The following is a 16,868-nucleotide window of genomic DNA, read 5'->3' as shown; positions in this document are numbered from 1 at the left end:
CTCGGCAAGTTGCTCTTGCGAGAGGCCCATCGCCTCGCGCCGCGTCTTGATCTGGTTGCTGATGTCCATCGTCACCTCCCGGTCGTGAAGGAGCGTCCCGCGAACACGTAGGGTGCGCTATCGAATCTGTTGTACATCATATGCGGCAAGGCTTGCCGGGCGCTGCAAAAACTGTTTTGCACGGGGTTTACCTGCATGATTGTTGCTGCGATGCGTGTCATCGCCGCGGGGAGATTTGGCTTGTGGAGGCTTGCGGGGCGATGGCTTAGCGATGCTGTCGAGCAATCGTCCAAGTGCGCAGGCCCATGGCGGCGTAGCCGATTGCGGTATAGGCAACCCCATGGAACGCAAGGTCCCGGCTGCCCTCGACCGCGAGGGGAAACAGGAGCGCGGATCCGATTCCGAGCGCCGCGGGTATCCAGAAGAGCGTCCTCGCGGAGTTCGCGGCGAGCAGGCCGAGGGCGATCGCAGTTACGGGGAGCACGAGGTAGATCAGCGTCATCATGGCGATCATGCCGGCATCGGATGGGACGACGCTCACCAGGAGGACGGGGATTGCCCAGCAGGCGCCAACGATTGCGATCAAAGCGATGAGGGACGCGCGTACGGTGACGTTCATGGGGCACCTCCTAACGGGAATCGCCCCCATTCTGGCATACATCTTCAGAATGGGGGCAAAGGGGGATACCATTTCGGGGAACGGGTGCGTACCCGCGCTTTTAACTCAGCATCTTGGCGAGCATGCCGATGCCGACGCCCACCAGTCCGCCGGCGATGGCGCCGATGATGATCTGCACCGCGTTGCGCGTGCCCTTGACCCAAGGGTTCATCTCGCGCTCACGGCGCCCCTCGAGCGTGTCGCGATCGACCTGCTCGCCGCGGCTAAACGCCAACACCTCGCGGTACGTGACGAGGTCGTGCTGCTTCTTCATGCGTTCCATATACACGAACGCCACGAGCATCACGACAAGCGCCACGGCGGCAAACGCCGCGGTGGGCGCGATGTGCATGCCCCAGCCCCATTCGAACTGGAACGCCGCCCACGCGCTCAGCACCAAAAACACGACCGCGCTCACGACCGTGATTGTGGAGAGGGCGTTGTACTTCTTGACCGCTTCGTTCATTACCTGTGCCATGGTTTCCACATCTCCTTTGATGAGGGAGTCCACGGTCACCCCAAACACGTTGGAAAGCAGCAGCAGGCTCTGGACATCCGGATACGTACGGCCGCACTCCCAGTTGCTGATGGTCTGGCGCGACACGTAGATGCGCTCCGCCAGATCGTCTTGGGACAGTCCGAGCTCCGTGCGATGCTCCTTGATGTGCGAGCCCAGCTCCATGCGTTTGCTCCCTAGAGGGTCGGGGTGACCCCTGTCGAGAGCCACCATGTCGTTGACGCGAGCATCGTACCATCAAAGGTCTTTATATTTGACCCCCACGGGGCAAAATCGAGCTGTCAAAAGGCTTTATATACGACATCTAGCTGGGAAAAGAACGGTCCCCAAAGGCGGATGCCTCCGGGGACCGGTTGGTGCGTATAGAGGGGGCGAGCTTGCTTTGGGTTGGTGTTGGCCCCGCCGCTCGGCTCGACTTTGGAGCGGCGGGGCTCAGCTCTGCCTCGGCGCTGGCGAGGCAGAGCACGGCTTTGCCCCGACGTCGGCAGCGGCCGAGCCCTGTCTTCCCGGCTTAGCCCTCTTCGCCTTTGGGCGTGCCCTTGAACGAGGGCTCTTTCTTTGGCAGCCTTCCCGCGCGTTTGAGGGCGTCTCGCAAGATCCATTCCACCTGACCGTTGGCGCTGCGCATCTCATCGTCCGCCCAGCGTTGGACGGCCTCCCAGATAGCGGGGTCTATACGGAGTGGATACTGCTTGCGTGCCATGACGTGCCTTCTTGTCGAATGTGCAATTTTGCACCCGTCCCCAAATTACTCATTGGTGTTGGGGTTAGTACAGCGAGCCTGCGTTGAGCACCGGGTGCGCCTCGGATTCACCGCAGAGCACCACCATGAGGTTGCTGGCCATCTGCGCCTTGCGCTCGTCGTCGAGCTCGATGGTGCCGCCGGCAGCCATCTCCTTCACGGCCATGTCGACCATGGAGACCGCGCCCTCGACGATCTTCTTGCGTGCGGCGATGACGGCCTCGGCCTGCTGGCGGCGCAGCATCGCCTGGGCGATCTCGGGGGAGTAGGCGAGGTGCGTGAGACGTGCATCGTCGACCTCGACGCCGGCGGGCGCCAGGCGCATCGCGAGCTCGCGGCGCAGGGCTTCGGAGACCTCTTCCACATTGGCGCGCAGCGTGATGGCGCCGGCGGCATCGGACTCGTCCTCCAGGTGGTCGTAGGCGTACACGCTCGCCACGTGGCGCAGCGCCGTCTCGGCCTGCATGGCGACATAGCTCTGGTAGTCGTCGACGTCGAAGAGCGCCTTGGCGGTATCGGCGACGTGCCACACCACGACGGTTGCGATCTCGATGGGGTTGCCCATTTTGTCGTTGACCTTCAGGCGCTCGCCATTCAGGGTGCGCACGCGGGTGGAGATGGTGGTGGGGTTGCCCTTGGCGGCCTTCTGCGCCGCGGCCTTGGCGGCCTTGGAATCGCTCATCTCGAGCTCGATCATCTCGCCGATCCCGGCCGATCCGCCCATGCTCTTGCTAAAGAACGGGTTGGCCCAGAAGAAGCCCTCGTCGCGGACGGTGCCCACGTACTTGCCGAACAGGATGCACACGCGCGCCTGGCCGGGCTGCAGCGAGAAGAATCCGTTGAGTGGGATGAACCACAGGCAAAACGCGAGGATGCTGAGGCCGAGCCCCCATCCGTAGACTGCGGGCGCGTCGACGCCGTCGGGCGTGCTCGCGAGCCCGATGGTGCTCCAGATAAAGAGGCCGATGATGACGATGAGCGCCACCGCCACGGCGACGAGCATGCCGTAGCCCGACTTGGCCTTGAGTTGCTTTTCCACGCTCATTGTGAGTTCCTTTCACGACTGCGCCGGCGTTTGCGTGACGTCCCCGGCGCCGCGCTCCAGATTGCGATGGGGAGGAGGCGAGTCCCCGAGCAGTCCGTGCGACTGCTGATTGCATTGTGATATCACATTGAAACCATGTCAAGGAGAATCGGATGCCGTCTCTCATGGCATAAGTGGTTCGGGGCGCCCGGCATCTACGCTCCGTAGAGGTCTTCCTGTTGCATCTTGGCTCGCAAGTCCCTATAATAGCCCCACTCACGGCTGAAGGTTTACCTCGAGATTTGGAAAGGGGAGCTGCACCATGCTTGCTTCCATGAGGATTTGGCTCTAGCCACGGTCGCGTGAGCGACCGGTACTTCGCTGCATACCACCGATCGCATCAAAGGATTATTCCATGACACAACCGAATCCCTGCGCTTCTTGGAAGCGCTCGCTCGCCATCGTCTGGATCGGCGAGTTCTTCTCCGTGCTCACGAGCTCCATTCTGCAGATGGGTCTCATCTGGCACGTCACCCTCACCACCGGCTCCGCGAGCGCCCTGTCGTTCGTGAGCCTGGCGGCCTTCTTGCCCATGGCGCTCCTCGGCGCCTTCGCGGGCACCATCGTGGACCGCACGTCCATCAAGCGTCTCATGATCGGCGCCGATCTCTTCATCGCGGCCGTGAGCCTCACGCTTGTCTTCGGCTCGCTTCGGGGCGACCTCTCTGTCGCCGTTGTGGCGGCGGTGCTGTTCGTCCGTGCGCTGGGCAGCACGCTCCATACGCCCGCCTTCAACGCGCTCACACCGCTCATCGCCCCGCCCGAGGTGCTCGGCAAGCTGGCGGGCATGCTGCAGTTCATGCAGTCGGGTAGCTATATCATCGGCAACGCCATCGCCGCGGTGGTCTACCCGGCGTTTGGTCTGACCTTCATGATCGCGCTCGATGTCGTCGGCGCGGTGCTCGCGAGCATCGCGGTGGCGACCTCCGGCATCAAGACGCCGGCGCCCGAGCGCCATACGCCCGAGGAGAACGCCGAGGCGTCGCACCGCGCGGTGCGGGCCTTCCTATTGGAGACGGCCAACGGGTACCGCGAGCTCAAACGCCATCACGGTCTGTTCGCCATGCTCTGGATAGGCTTCGCCTTCTCGGTCCTGTTCTCGCCCATATCCGCGCTGTTCCCGCTCATGGTGTTCGACCATTTTGGGGGCACCACTACGCAGTCGGCTATCGCGGAGATCGCGTTCTCGGTCGGCATGATCTCGGCGAGCGGCTGGATCGGGGCGACGGGTGGCCTTAAGAACCGCGCGCTTTCGTGCACGCTGGCCATCGGCCTCTTCGGAGCGGGCACGCTCGCGGGCGGCCTCGTGCCCCCTTCCGCGCTCGTTGTGTTTCTGGGGCTTACGTTCGCGATGGGGGTCTCGAGTCCGCTGTACAGCGCGCCGCAGATGGCGCTCATGCAGGAGCGCGTCGATCCCGAGTGCATGGGCCGCGTCTTCGGTCTGTACGGAGCGGTCTGCAGCTGGGCTATGCCCGTGGGGCTCGTCGCATCGACCTTGTTCGCGGACGCCATCGGCGTAAGCGCGTGCTTCGTGCTCATCGGTGCTGCAATGGTGATCCTAGCAGGCATCACCTGGGCGATCCCGAGCATCCGCAAGATTGGGTAGCGCTCTGGCGGAGTGCGTTTCGTTTCGGACGGCTCGTAGGGTCGCTGCGACGTGAAGGGTGGTCGACGGTGCGCATGCGAGGGCGCCGTCGACCACCCTTTTGTTTAATTCGTCTGGCCCGGCGCCGATCATCATCTGTTCGCCGGGCGATTGCGATGCCGCCGCTTGCCGATACGCGGCTCCTTACGTTGTGCGCATCCCATCGTTCTGGCAGCGTTTCCTGCAGTTAATCTCCAGAGCCCGAGGCGGTGGCCCCCATGAGTAATCTGCTCGAATCCATTCTGCGCGTCGGTATGACCGTGTTCATCGTCGGCCCGCTCACTGCATGGGTCGCCCGCCGCGGCGCGCGCGAGCGCAGTGAGGCAACGGACAGCCTCGATTGCTTCACGGTGCGCATGCCCGCAGCCATCCGCACGATCATCGCCTGCTGCGCCGTCGCGTTCGAACTGCTCATGCTGGGTGTCTACGTCTGGCAGGGCGTCTCGCTGGGCGAGTGGGACCACGAACTTGTGTGGTTCGGTCATGCCATGGCGCTCGCGGGTATGGCTATCTGGGCCTTGCTGAGCATCCCGCGTATCGACGTGGACGGTGGGCGCATTCTCTCGCGTAACGCCTTCGGCATCCGCAAGGAGACGACGTTTGGCAACATCACCCGTGCAACGCTTCACGCGCAGATGATGAGGATCGACCTGTTCGAGGGCGACCGGAAGTTCTGCTCGATAAGCCTCGAGGGGGTGTGCTCGCTCAACCTCCTCGCCCGTCTGGAGGAAGGGGGCATCGAAGTCTCGGACGCCGTCGACGGTCCCATGACCAAGGCGGGCCTGTGTTGGTCTGCCATCAAGCCGTTGACGATTGTTTTCAACGGCATGGCCCTCGTCTTCTCGTTCGTGATCGCCTTCATGGCTGTTTTCACCGAAGATGGAGCCCGCTTGCTCTTACTCGTCCCGTTCCTCTTCCTGTTCATAGGGGGGTTCCTGCCCCTGCTCATGCTCAGCATGCCCGCCCGCGGCATCCTCGAGATCGGCAGGCAGGAGCGCGAACTCGGTTTCTCCTTCTCCGAGGAGATGGCAAGCCGAGGTGCCACGGGCACTTCGCTTGTCGACGACGATTGGTTCATCGAGATCAGCAACGCCCGCGTCGTGGCGTTTCGCCGCGATTACCTCAAGAAGATCACGGCGCACGAGAACAGCGAGAGCGGCGACCGCTGCACGGTGACCACGAGGGGTGGTCGCAAAATCAAAGTGTATGCAGCGGGCAGCACGCTCGAGGACCTGCGCACGTGGTTCAAACAGGGCGCCAAGGCCAGAAGTACGGTCGACCGTGCAGAGGACGCGCTCGAGGCGACCGTCTGAGCGGGCTGCCTGTCATAGATTCAAATACGGGAAGGGGCGCAGTTCAGTTGGCGCCCCTTGTCATACCAGGCCTGCGGGCCAGCGAGAGGCCTGCAGGTCGACATGCCCATTGGCGAGGAAGGCAACGCCTTCATCCTCGAGCAATGCACGCTGCACCTCGGGTCTGCCGAAGGCGAACCCCTCCGCGAGGCGTCCGTCGGCGAATACGATGCGATGACAGGGGATGGTGCCGGGTTCCGGATTGACGTGCAGGGCGTATCCCACATATCGAGCTCGACGGGGCTCACCAACGAGCTTGGCGATCTGACCATACGTGGCAACCATGCCGCAGGGCACCTGGCGCACCATGTCGTATACGCGGTTGAAGAATCCGTCGGTGTTCCGGTCCGCCATGCCATCCTCACTTTCGATCGATACCGCCATTGTAGTCAAGAAAGACGCCTCACATGTGCGGGGCGCCTTTCCAAAGAGGTGTTGCGCGAGGGGAGGGAAGGCGCAACGTTCGTGTCGAAGGTCTTTAATTCGCCTGTGCCTTCGTTGAGTTAACTATAGCTAATTCTATGAGACCCAAGTCGTAGACCGACGAGCACACGGCCTCTCCACAAGTTAACCAAGGGTTACAAATAGAAAGACGCGGCGTCATGCGGGCGTTAGGGCTCGAGGAATCGCTCGACGAGCTCGGAGAAAGCGCCGTCGGTCCCGGCCGTTTCAAGAACGACATCGCAATACGGCCGCACGCCGTCGGTGACATTCGCCACGCCGATGCCCAGTCCTGCCGCCTTGATCATGGAGAGGTCGTTTGCGGAATCGCCAACGGCGATGACCTCGGACATCGGAATTCCCAGCATATCGGCAAGGCGCGTGAGCCCCGTCCCTTTGTCAACGCCTGCGGGCATGAGTTCGAGGTAGCGCTTGGAGGAGAAGGTGATGTCAACGCCGAGTCGCTCGGCCATCGGCGCGAGCTTGCGGCCCAATTCCTGCAGCGCATCGAAGTCCCAGTCGACGTACAGGATCTTCACGATGCCACGGCCTTCAAGGAATGAGAGGTCGGGGTGGTCAGATCCGCGAAAATGAGTGACCCCGGTGATCGATTCCAGATAGTCGCGCTCCCGTGTGGGTGCGTCATTCACGAACACGTGGCCGTCGGCGACGTTGACGTGCATGCAGAGTCCGAGTTCGAGCCCCTTTGCATAGATCGCGTTCGCGCATTCGTTGGAAAGGCCGCAGGTGGTGAGCGGGGTGGGGTCTCCCACGCGGTTGATGAAGCCGCCGTTATAGGAGAGCACATAGCCGTCTTCGATCAGCTCGCGGGCCTCCCCCGAGAAGTTGTCCATGATAGAGGAATACCATCGCCCGCTCGAAGGGACGAACAGCACACCGAGCTCCCTCATGCGTTTGAGTGCCCGGAGATTGGACGCCGGGATGGCGTGGTCGGCATCGAGAAACGTCTCATCCATATCGCTGGCAACAAGTCGGTACATGCAATCCCCCATACAACGTAAAAAACGAGGCGGGCTTATTATCGCCCACCTCGTAAGACCTTGGCTATGTCGAAGGCATGGACACGTGAAGATGGCCCATTCGCGTGTCGCGGCGCGTTTCCGCGAGCCGGATGGCTTAGTACACCATGCCCATGGCCTCGCGCACCTCGGCGAGCGTGGCCTCGGCGACCTCGTTGGCGCGGCGGTTGCCCTCGTGCAGGACGTCCTTGACGTAGTCCATATCCTGGACCAGTTCCTCGCGGCGGGCGCGGATGGGGGCAAAGTACTCGTTCACGCTTTCGGTGACGTACTTCTTGAGCTGGCCGGAGCCGCCCATGCCGATCTCCTCGGCGATCTCGACCTCGGAACGGCCGGTGCAGATGGCGGCTGTCGAAAGCAGACCGGACACACCGGGACGGGCTTCGGGGTCGAACGTGATCATGCGCTCGCCGTCGGTCTGGCTCTTCTTGATGCGCTTGGCCGTCTCCTCGGCGGTCATCGAAATATTGATGGCGTTGCCGTAGCTCTTGCTCATCTTTCGACCGTCCAAGCCGGGCAGCAGTGGGGTCTCGGACAGCAGCGCGTCGACCTCGGGGAACACCTTGCCGTAGCGGTTGTTAAAGCGGCGGGCGATGGTGCGGGTGAGCTCGATGTGCGGCAGCTGGTCGCGGCCGACGGGCACGACGTTGCCCTTGCAGAACAGGATGTCGCAGGCCTGATGCACCGGGTAGGTGAGCAGAAGGCCGGTGAGCTCGTGGCCCGAGGCCTCCATCTCGGCCTTGACGGTGGGGTTGCGCGCCAGCTCGGCCTCGGAGACCAGCGACAGGAACGGCAGCATGAGCTGGTTGGCGGCGGGCACGGCGGAGTGCGCGTAGATCATGGTCTTGTCGGGGTCGATGCCGCAGGCAAGGTAGTCCATGACCATGTTGTACACGTTGTCCTGGATGTGCTCGGTGGTGTCGCGGTCGGTGATGACCTGGTAGTCGGCGATGAGCACGTTGGTCTTGGCGCCCATGTCCTGCAGCTCGACACGGCCCTTGAGGGTACCGAAGTAGTGGCCCAGGTGCAGACGGCCGGTGGGGCGGTCGCCGGTGAGCATGGTGTACTTCTCGGGGTGCTGCGGCAGGTCGGCGCGGATCTGGTTGCTGCGCTCGAGGCTGACCTCATAGCTGAGCTCGTTGGGCATGCTGTCTCCTTTTGGGTTGAGTGCCTGGCCGGCATTGTCGGTCTTGGTTGAAGATGAAGCTACCAGAGAAACGGCGTCTCTTGCCGGAATCAACGATGGTTTTCGCCGTGTCGTCCCGCAGGGTCGTTTCCCTTCTTGGGAAGGAGCCCCTCGATATGTTCGAGCCGCTCCTCATGGGCCACGTGCGCCGCGCGCTCCTCGGCGGCGAAAGCGGGGTCTTCGGGCGTGACGGTCTCATCTCGCTGTCGACTCCGGTACCACCGCGACGGGGCTCCTGAGCCTGCTCGTCGACAAGCCGGTGACTATCTACACCACCAACGGCTATGCATGTCGGTTTACGGGCGAGCTTGCTGCTAAGGTGGTGGTAATTGGCGGCGACTTCAACCCCGTTACCTGCTCGCTCACCGGTCCTATGGTTGAGAGCGCGCTGCGCGAGCTGTACTTTGACCGGGCGTTTATAGATGTCAACGCGGTGGACGAGGACCGCGGCATCATGACGCCAGGTTATCCCGAGGCTATCAAAAAACGTATCGTGATGCAGAATTCCCGGGCGAGTTACGTACTCGCCGATAGCTCCAAGTTCCACGTGTTTTCAAATGTAAAGGTGTGCGACCTGGAGGGCTTTACTGTTATTTCCGACAAGCGCGACGCCAAAATCGGCGAACGCGTCAAAATGATCACGGCCTAGGACACTGGGGCATCGCATCTTGCCCTCAAGCCGTTGCCCACGTAATGAAGCGTGGGGCAAACGTGCGCCCCATTCCTGATTTGGGGACTAGCTTAGTTCGTCGGCTATTTGGTGCTCGTAGAAGGCTTCTGCTACGGCGTTAAAGTCGCGGGCGAAGTCTTCCATGGTTCCACGCCAGGTGGCTCGGCCGGGCTTTCCTTGGCCCACATAGGCGGTTTGAATGCCGCAGTCGGGGCTGGGGAAATCGCGCTTGGGGTCGTTGCCCACCATGAGAACCTCATGTGGCTCGAGCCCCATGACCTGCAGCTGCTCTAGATAATATGTGGCATCGGGCTTGCAGCGCGTGGCGTTGCCCATGTGCGTTACGAGCTCGAAGGGCGCGTCTGTCAGCTCGCCCCAGCCCATGCGGCACTCGATGGCCCCTTGGGGAAAGCTGGGGTTGGTGAAGAGCGCACAGCGCAGCCCCGCGTCCTGTACGGCTTGAAGCGCGGCGTGCGCACCCGGCATGGCTTTTGCGTTGATCATGTCATCGTTCTTGTACGGCAGAACTTCGTGATCGTAGTAGGTAAACGCCTCGTAGATAAGTGGGTCCGAGAGGCAAATGCCGCACCGGCGCTCGACCTCGGTCTGGTAAAACTCAAGATTGGTGCGATTGTCCGTGCTGCTGCGGCGATTGGCGTTGAGGTCGACCAGGATGGTGCCGAGGCGCGCCATCGTGCCCCCGCGGCTGCGACGTCCGATATCCGCGAGCATCGACGAGACATCCTTAAAATAGCGAAGGATGAACGCGTTGAGGTTGATGCTAAGAAGCGTCTCGTCCATATCGAAAACGACTGCTTTGAGCACGCGGGCACCTTTCTCGAAAAATCGTTCCAGAATCGTATGTCTGGGATACTTTACCCCAAAGCAGTGTGCCTAGCTGCTCATCGTCAACTTGTGGAGACAGTCGTTCACAAGATTGCGAAAAAGTCTCCATACGAGTAAAAAATCGCAGTTCACGCTTGAAATCGAAGCGATTTCCCCGTAATCTATACGGACGTGATTGCATAAGCGTCACATCAGTATCTGTCGGCTCCCGAGTGTTCCTAAACGTTGTGTGCTTGTCGCACCCATCTGTAGGTCCTAGCAATCGGGGCCCCGTAGTTCGAAAGGGGTCCACCTTTGAGTGAGATTCAGAACTCGTCCATTTTCTCTCTTGACGATGTCAACGAGGAGGAGATGAACAACCTCATCGACGGTACGATTACCGACTTTGATGAGGGCGATCTCGTTAACGGCACTGTCGTTAAGATCGAGCATGACGAGGTGCTCGTTGACATCGGATTCAAGTCCGAGGGCGTTATCCCGGTCCGCGAGCTGTCCATCCGCAAGGACGCTAACCCTGCAGACATCGTTGCACTCGGTGATCCCATCGAGGCCCTGGTTCTCCAGAAGGAGGACAAGGACGGTCGTCTGGTCCTGTCCAAGAAGCGTGCCGAGTACGAGCGTGCTTGGAACCGCATCGAGGAGAAGTTCAACTCCGGCGAGAACGTCGAGGGCGAGGTTATCGAGGTTGTCAAGGGCGGCCTGATCCTCGACATCGGCCTGCGCGGCTTCCTGCCCGCTTCCCTCGTCGACCTCCGTCGCGTCAAGGACCTCACCTCCTACATGGGCACCCGCATCGAGGCCCGCGTCATCGAGATGGACCGCAACCGCAACAACGTCGTCCTCTCCCGTCGCGTCGTGCTCGAGGAGTCCCGTAAGGCCGAGCGCTCCGAGATCCTGTCCAAGCTCAAGTCTGGCATGCGTCTCCAGGGCACCGTTTCCTCCATCGTCGACTTCGGCGCCTTCGTCGACCTCGGCGGTATCGACGGCCTCATCCACATCTCCGAGCTCTCCTGGAACCACGTCAACCATCCTTCCGAGGTTGTCAAGGTCGGCCAGGAGGTCGAGGTCGAGGTTCTCGACGTCGATCTCAACCGCGAGCGCATCTCCCTGGGTCTCAAGCAGACCACCGAGGATCCGTGGCGCGCACTGGTCAAGAAGTACCCCGTCGGCGCTATCGTCGAGGGCACGGTGACCAAGCTTGTCCCGTTTGGCGCTTTCGTCGACCTGGGCGAGGGCATCGAGGGCCTGGTGCACATCTCCGAGATGGCCAACAAGCACGTCGATCAGCCTTCTCAGGTCACCCACGTGGGCGACAAGGTTCAGGTCAAGGTCATGGAGATCGACCTCGACCGTCGTCGTATCTCCCTGTCCATGAAGTCCGCTGCTGAGACTCTGGGCGTCGAGATCGAGGTTACCCCGCTGCCTTCCGAGAAGAAGGACGAGGAGACCGACGCCGAGTAAATCGGTTTGACGATCACTTGTTTTAAGGGATCCGTCCGTAATGGACGGGTCCCTTTTTGCATTTACTGCCGAGATGTTCGGTAGTGCCTGCGCGTAACGCTGCTTGGGCTATTCGCTTGCTATTGAGTTGTCGGTGCATGAAAAAACGCCGACATCCCGCCTCGGGGAGGAGGCGGGAACGCACCGAGTAGACGGAGGGGTGCGGAGCGCGGTCGCGTCTCGACTGACGACGTTGCCCATCGGCGTTCCTATTGTACTGCATGACATGGTTCTTGGTTTATCGTGTCGAGCGCTTGTGTTGTGCCGCTGCCTATGCTGACGGTGTGCTACACTCTTGCACTGCTGAGTGGGCCAGACGGTCGCGCGATGTGCTGCTTGCAGCACGCGTGAGGAAAGTCCGGGCTCCAGAGGGCGGGATGCCGGCTAACGGCCGGGCGGAGTGATCCGACGGAAAGCGCCGCAGAAAAGAAGACTCCCACCTGCGCCGCAAGGCGTAAAGGGAAAAGCTGAAACGGTGGTGTAAGAGACCACCAGCGTCGTGGCAACACGGCGGCTTGGCAAGCCCCATCCGGAGCAAGCGCGAATAGGAACGCTATGGGCCGGCCCGGTCCGCGTTCGGGTAGCGTGCGTGGAGCTGCACGGTAACGTGCAGACAAGATAAATGACCGTTCACGACAGAACCCGGCTTATAGGCCCACTCAGCACTTTGTTGACGCTGCGAACCCGTCAGCGCGGCAATCTGCCTTTCAAGCCTTCGGGCATGACCATAAGGTCAATGCCCTCAGCTTTCAAGGCACCTTGCTCGCGCTGACGGGTTCTCGCCTTCGACGGCGTCAGCTGGCCGATTTGGCGCTCATTCGTCGGTCGCCGTCATAAGGCGTGCTCCCTCCTCTTTCGGGCCAAATCGACTCAGCTGACGCCGTCTCGCTGTTTTTGCCTGGTCATCGGTGTCGCCGTTCTATTTACCGGGGTAAACGGTACGGCCTTTGCCGTATTATTGAGGCTGTTTGTTGCTTTGCTTGTTGTTGAGGGGCTTTGTTGGACAGCTATTTTACTCTGCAATCGAATATTGAGGCTTCGGGCGAGTTTGTGGACCGTAAGAGCCGGTTTATTGCCCAGCTGGTCCATATTGAGTCTGAGGATGAGGCGAATACCTTTATCGAGATGGTCCGCAAGCGTCATTACGATGCTCGACACAATGTTCCCGCTTGGATTTTGGTCGATGGACGCGAGCGTCAGAGCGACGACGGTGAACCGAGTCGAACCAGCGGCATGCCGACGCTCGAGGTGCTTCGCAGTGCTGGGCTCAAAAATGTTTGCTGCGTGGTAACGCGCTATTTTGGTGGCACGCTGCTGGGGCCTGGTGGCTTGGTGCGCGCCTATACCGCGGCGACGCAGGCGGCGGTGGCAGCGGCTCAGGAGTCCGGGCAGATCGTCGAGATGACGAGTGTCGTGCCTGTTGACGTGCGTGTGGCCTATCCGCAGTATGAGCAGGTGCTTCGCTTGGCGCAGGATTCGGGTGCCAAGGTTTCGGATACCGATTACGCGGATGCCGTGACGATTCATTTGATGTTTAAGGCGGGGGAGCAGGAGTCGTTTTGCGCCAAGATGCGCGAGCTTATGGCCGGTCGCGAGGAGATCGAAGTCGGCGCTCCCGAATTTGCTGAGTTCTAACGGCGACGGCCGGCGTGCTTTTGGATGGATCCCAAGCGTGCCGGCCGTCGTTTTCTGTTGCTGCCGTTTACTCGGCGAGCTGCTTTAGCATATCGCAGGCGATCTCGACGGCATCGTCGATGCAGCCGGGGCAGCTGCGGAGCGGACCCTTATCCGATCCGATGCCCTTGAGCGTGCCGCAGACAGTCGTCGTGTTCTTCTCGCCAAAACGCTTGGCGATCTCGCGCGACAGCTTGTAGGTCTTGCCCTTGGTCTTGGGGTTTTCCATGCCGTCGCTCATTACAAAGCCCATGATGGCCACGGCGCCCGAGATGGCGCCGCAGGTTTCGGTCATACCGCCCATGCCGGCGCCAAAGCCCTCGGTGAGGGTAAAGGCGACCTGGGGGTCGAGTCCGACGGCAGGCGCGAGCGTGCAGGCGACGGCCTGTGCGCAGTTAAAACCGCGGGCGTGGTATTCGGCAGCCTGAGCTTGGCAGGCGGCGGCGTCGAGCTGGGCAGTATCGATTTGCTTCATCGTTGTCTCCTTGATCACGGTGTACCCGCCTATGGTACCCTTGCTGGCGCACTCACTCATCGAGACCCCAGCGCATATCTTATTGTTTTTCGCCATCGAACGCTTTCTTAAGATTTGGGACAAATAAACCTGATTAATTTGTCCCATAACCTATTGGCGGGATGGGTTGAGAGGGGTGCGGGGTAGCGGTATCGTGAACCGAATAAAACAAAACCCAAGTAAGGGAGTTGGATATGAGCGAGCAGACCATCGGTACCACGTGTGTTCAGGGCGGTTATCGCCCGGGCGATGCGGAGCCGCGCCAGGTGCCCATCTACCAGTCCACCACGTGGAAGTACGACACGTCCGAGCACATGGGCAAGCTGTTTGACCTGGAGGAATCGGGCTACTTCTACAGCCGTCTGCAGAATCCCACGTGCGATCTGGTTGCCGCCAAGATCTGCGAGATGGAGGGTGGTACCGCTGCGATGCTCACGAGTTCGGGCATGGCTGCGAACTTCCTTGCGATCTTTAACGTGGCCGGCGCCGGCGATCACGTGGTCGCCAGTTCTGCCATCTATGGCGGTACCTACAACCTGCTCGCCCATACCATGGGTCGTATGGGTCTGACTTGCACGTTTGTGGCCCCTGACTGCACCGATGAGGAGCTCGAGGCTGCCTTCCGCCCCAACACCAAGCTCGTCTTTGGCGAGACCATCGCCAACCCCGCCCTTGCCGTGCTCGATATTGAGCGCTTTGCCAAGGCCGCGCATGACCATGGCGTGCCGCTGATGGTCGACAACACCTTCCCGACGCCCGTGATGTGCCGTCCCTTTGAGTGGGGCGCCGACATCGTTACGCACTCTACCACCAAGTACATGGATGGACACGCTGCCTACCTGGGCGGCGTGATCGTCGACCACGGCCAGTTTGACTGGATGGCCCATGCGGATAAGTTCCCGGGTCTCACCACGCCCGATGAGAGTTACCACGGCGTGACGTATGCCGAGAAGTTCGGTCGCGAGGGTGCCTTCATTACCAAGGCAACCGCTCAGCTCATGCGCGACCTTGGCCCCATGCAGAACCCGCAGGCGGCGTTCTTCTTGAACAGCTCGCTCGAGAGCCTGCATGTGCGCATGCCGCGTCATTGCGAGAACGGCCTGGCCGTTGCCAAGTTCCTGCAGAGCCATCCCAAGGTGCGCTTTGTGAGCTATCCGGGTCTGGAGGGCGACAAGTACTATGACCTGGCTCAGAAGTACATGCCCAACGGTACTTGTGGCGTCGTGAGCTTTGGCTTTAACGGTGGTCGTGCGGCGGCCGAGACCTTTATGAAGAGCCTTAAGCTCGCCCAGATCGCTACGCACGTGGCCGATGCGCGCACCTGCTGCTTGCATCCGGCAAACGCCACCCATCGCCAGATGAACGATGAGGAGCTCATCGCCTGTGGCATCTCCGCCGACATGGTGCGTCTGTCGTGCGGCCTCGAGGACACGGCCGATCTGATTGCCGACCTTGAGCAGGCGCTTGAGCAGTGCTAGGCTAGCGTTCGCACAAGGCGCCGATGCTGGCAGAAAGCTTCGGTGACCTTTCGTTCCGATTCCGTAGGCGGGACCCCAATCGCGAGTGTTTGCAGGCGATTGGGGCCCCGTTTTTGTGTTGGGCCACTCGAAAGGATGGATATGGAGAAAACTGCAGGGCAGCTGCGCCGCGAGCACATTGCCCTAGAGGGCGACACCCATGGCAAGAACAAATGGGCGATTCTGTTTACCGTGCTCATCATGACGTTTATGTCGTGTCTGGATTCGACCGTCGTGACCGTGGCGTTGCCCGTGATGCAAAAGGAGCTGGGCGTGGGCCTCGACCACATCCAGTTGGTGAGCTCGGTGTACCTGCTTGCGACATGCGTGGCTATGCTGCCGTTTGGCCGCTTGGGCGACGTGCGCGGCAAGGTGGGCGTATTCCAGCTGGGTGTAATCGTTTTTACGGCCGGCTCGCTGCTTTGCGGCCTTTCGAGTTCGCTCGAAGTTCTTATTCTGGCACGCATTGTGCAGGGCGTCGGCTGCGCGGCGGCCATGGCCAACAACATGGGTATCATCACCGAGTCGTTTCCGGCGCGCGAGCGCGGTCGTGCCATGGGTATTCTCGCGACCTTCGTGGCCCTCGGCATGATGTGTGGCCCCGTGCTGGGTGGCATGCTGGTGGCAAGCTTTCCCTGGGAGAGTATCTTCCTCATCAACCTGCCCATTGGCGTCATCTCGTTTATCGTGGGGCTCTACACGCTACCGCATGTTAAGCCGGAGGCCGGCGAGCGTCCCATGTCGCTGGCGGAGGCCGCGCGTCGCTGCTTTGCAAATTCGGCCTTCACCATCAACCTCGCCTGCATGCTCATCGTGTTCGTTGGTATTGGCGCATCAGAGTTTATCCTGCCGTTCTATTTTCAGGACGCCCACGGCTTTGGTTCCGGCATTTCCGGATTGCTCTTTTTGGCGCTGCCGATGGTGAATGCCTTTATCGGCCCGCTTTCGGGTACGGTTTCGGACCGTGTTGGCTGCGAGGGTCCCACGGCGGTCGGCCTAGGCGTGTACGTATGCGGTCTTTTTGCGGTAAGCACGCTCGACGAGCACTCTTCCATCCCTGTGATCGTGTGTTGCGTCGCGTTTATGTCGTGCGGTACGTCGATTTTCCAGAGCCCCAATAACTCGCTGTATATGGGCTCGGCTCCGCGCGAAGCGCTCGGCTTTGCGGGCAGCCTGGGTAGCCTGGCGCGCTATGCGGGTATGGCAGTGGGCATTACAGCGGCATCGCATATCCTGTATGGGCAGATGAGCGTGGCGATGGGCGAGGCCGTGACCAGTATTGTTGCAGGTCGTCCGGATGTGTTCCTGTTTGGTTTTCGCTCGGTATTCTACGTGCTCATGGCTGTGGCGGCAGCGGGCTTTGCGCTCGCCATGGTGCGTTTGGTGAGGATACGCGCCCGCCATTAGTGTGTTGAGGGGCTGTCTGCCACGATTCGCGCCGTCCCAAAAGACTGGTTTGTGGTGCGATGTGGCTTGTGGGGC

General features: G+C 61.1%; 16 protein-coding genes and 1 other RNA gene. 8 read left to right on the top strand and 9 right to left on the bottom strand.

The window, feature by feature from the left end; genetic code table 11:
* Positions 1 to 265: 265 nt before the first annotated feature.
* The 4 genes from DWZ22_RS09385 to DWZ22_RS09370 all read right to left on the bottom strand — a co-directional run bounded on the left by DWZ22_RS09385 (position 266) and on the right by DWZ22_RS09370 (position 2,962).
* Positions 266 to 619, bottom strand: coding sequence for a hypothetical protein (locus DWZ22_RS09385; protein ID WP_118405989.1), 354 nt, complete (start codon positions 617 to 619; stop codon positions 266 to 268).
* A 100-nt stretch (positions 620 to 719) separates the two neighbouring features.
* Positions 720 to 1,340: a helix-turn-helix domain-containing protein gene (locus DWZ22_RS09380; RefSeq protein WP_117762863.1), complete on the bottom strand. Its 621-nt coding sequence runs from the start codon at positions 1,338 to 1,340 to the stop codon at positions 720 to 722.
* A gap of 346 nt (positions 1,341 to 1,686) precedes the next feature.
* Positions 1,687 to 1,878 (bottom strand): Arc family DNA binding domain-containing protein, encoded by a 192-nt coding sequence (locus DWZ22_RS09375; protein WP_117734980.1) that lies wholly within the window; start codon positions 1,876 to 1,878, stop codon positions 1,687 to 1,689.
* A gap of 64 nt (positions 1,879 to 1,942) precedes the next feature.
* Positions 1,943 to 2,962 carry an SPFH domain-containing protein gene (locus DWZ22_RS09370; RefSeq protein ID WP_118345662.1) on the bottom strand — a complete coding sequence of 340 codons (1,020 nt, stop codon included), beginning with the start codon at positions 2,960 to 2,962 and terminating at the stop codon, positions 1,943 to 1,945.
* A 394-nt stretch (positions 2,963 to 3,356) separates the two neighbouring features.
* On the opposite strand from DWZ22_RS09370, the gene DWZ22_RS09365 reads away from it, so the two are divergent.
* Positions 3,357 to 4,607, top strand: coding sequence for an MFS transporter (locus DWZ22_RS09365; protein WP_118405988.1), 1,251 nt, complete (start codon positions 3,357 to 3,359; stop codon positions 4,605 to 4,607).
* A 257-nt stretch (positions 4,608 to 4,864) separates the two neighbouring features.
* The gene (locus tag DWZ22_RS09360) at positions 4,865 to 5,959 is read left to right on the top strand and encodes a hypothetical protein (RefSeq protein WP_118405987.1); all 1,095 of its coding nucleotides are present in this window, start codon (positions 4,865 to 4,867) and stop codon (positions 5,957 to 5,959) included.
* Between the two features lie 60 nt (positions 5,960 to 6,019).
* Here DWZ22_RS09360 and DWZ22_RS09355 read toward each other — a convergent pair whose 3' ends face one another.
* The 3 genes from DWZ22_RS09355 to trpS all read right to left on the bottom strand — a co-directional run bounded on the left by DWZ22_RS09355 (position 6,020) and on the right by trpS (position 8,626).
* Complete coding sequence (locus DWZ22_RS09355; protein WP_118405995.1) at positions 6,020 to 6,352, bottom strand: MGMT family protein; 333 nt, start codon at positions 6,350 to 6,352, stop codon at positions 6,020 to 6,022.
* A 257-nt stretch (positions 6,353 to 6,609) separates the two neighbouring features.
* Entirely contained in the window at positions 6,610 to 7,440 is an 831-nt protein-coding gene (locus DWZ22_RS09350) for an HAD-IIB family hydrolase (RefSeq protein ID WP_233546489.1), read from the bottom strand.
* Between the two features lie 136 nt (positions 7,441 to 7,576).
* Entirely contained in the window at positions 7,577 to 8,626 is a 1,050-nt protein-coding gene (trpS, locus tag DWZ22_RS09345) for a tryptophan--tRNA ligase (protein ID WP_118405985.1), read from the bottom strand.
* A gap of 298 nt (positions 8,627 to 8,924) precedes the next feature.
* Between trpS and DWZ22_RS09340 the strand changes: the two genes are divergently transcribed.
* On the top strand, positions 8,925 to 9,314 hold the full coding sequence (locus DWZ22_RS09340; RefSeq protein ID WP_233546488.1) for a hypothetical protein: 390 nt from the start codon (positions 8,925 to 8,927) through the stop codon (positions 9,312 to 9,314).
* An 87-nt stretch (positions 9,315 to 9,401) separates the two neighbouring features.
* On the opposite strand, the gene DWZ22_RS09335 is transcribed toward DWZ22_RS09340, so the two are convergent.
* Positions 9,402 to 10,160: an HAD family hydrolase gene (locus DWZ22_RS09335; RefSeq protein ID WP_117794727.1), complete on the bottom strand. Its 759-nt coding sequence runs from the start codon at positions 10,158 to 10,160 to the stop codon at positions 9,402 to 9,404.
* A gap of 315 nt (positions 10,161 to 10,475) precedes the next feature.
* Here DWZ22_RS09335 and rpsA point away from each other — a divergent pair, with 315 nt between their 5' ends.
* The 3 genes from rpsA (at position 10,476) to DWZ22_RS09320 (ending at position 13,316) form a co-directional block, all read left to right on the top strand.
* The gene (gene rpsA, locus DWZ22_RS09330) at positions 10,476 to 11,642 is read left to right on the top strand and encodes a 30S ribosomal protein S1 (RefSeq protein WP_022095232.1); all 1,167 of its coding nucleotides are present in this window, start codon (positions 10,476 to 10,478) and stop codon (positions 11,640 to 11,642) included.
* A 343-nt stretch (positions 11,643 to 11,985) separates the two neighbouring features.
* Positions 11,986 to 12,347: RNase P RNA component class A (gene rnpB / locus DWZ22_RS09325), an RNA gene on the top strand.
* 330 nt (positions 12,348 to 12,677) lie between these two features.
* Positions 12,678 to 13,316 (top strand): YigZ family protein, encoded by a 639-nt coding sequence (locus tag DWZ22_RS09320; RefSeq protein ID WP_199583490.1) that lies wholly within the window; start codon positions 12,678 to 12,680, stop codon positions 13,314 to 13,316.
* Positions 13,317 to 13,383: 67 nt separating this feature from the next.
* Here DWZ22_RS09320 and DWZ22_RS09315 read toward each other — a convergent pair whose 3' ends face one another.
* Positions 13,384 to 13,830, bottom strand: a complete 447-nt coding sequence (locus tag DWZ22_RS09315) for a C-GCAxxG-C-C family protein (protein WP_117799202.1) — start codon at positions 13,828 to 13,830, stop codon at positions 13,384 to 13,386.
* A gap of 233 nt (positions 13,831 to 14,063) precedes the next feature.
* Here DWZ22_RS09315 and DWZ22_RS09310 point away from each other — a divergent pair, with 233 nt between their 5' ends.
* Together DWZ22_RS09310 and DWZ22_RS09305 are read left to right on the top strand one after the other, a co-directional pair.
* Positions 14,064 to 15,347: an O-acetylhomoserine aminocarboxypropyltransferase/cysteine synthase family protein gene (locus DWZ22_RS09310; protein ID WP_117799201.1), complete on the top strand. Its 1,284-nt coding sequence runs from the start codon at positions 14,064 to 14,066 to the stop codon at positions 15,345 to 15,347.
* 141 nt (positions 15,348 to 15,488) lie between these two features.
* Positions 15,489 to 16,793: an MFS transporter gene (locus tag DWZ22_RS09305; RefSeq protein ID WP_118345667.1), complete on the top strand. Its 1,305-nt coding sequence runs from the start codon at positions 15,489 to 15,491 to the stop codon at positions 16,791 to 16,793.
* Positions 16,794 to 16,868 lie beyond the last annotated feature (75 nt).

Origin of the sequence: Collinsella sp. AF31-11 (assembly GCF_003475605.1) — a bacterium.
GTDB lineage: Bacteria > Actinomycetota > Coriobacteriia > Coriobacteriales > Coriobacteriaceae > Collinsella.
The sequence above is the reverse complement of the archived record's forward strand: the minus strand, read 5'-3'. Positions and strand labels throughout refer to the sequence as shown.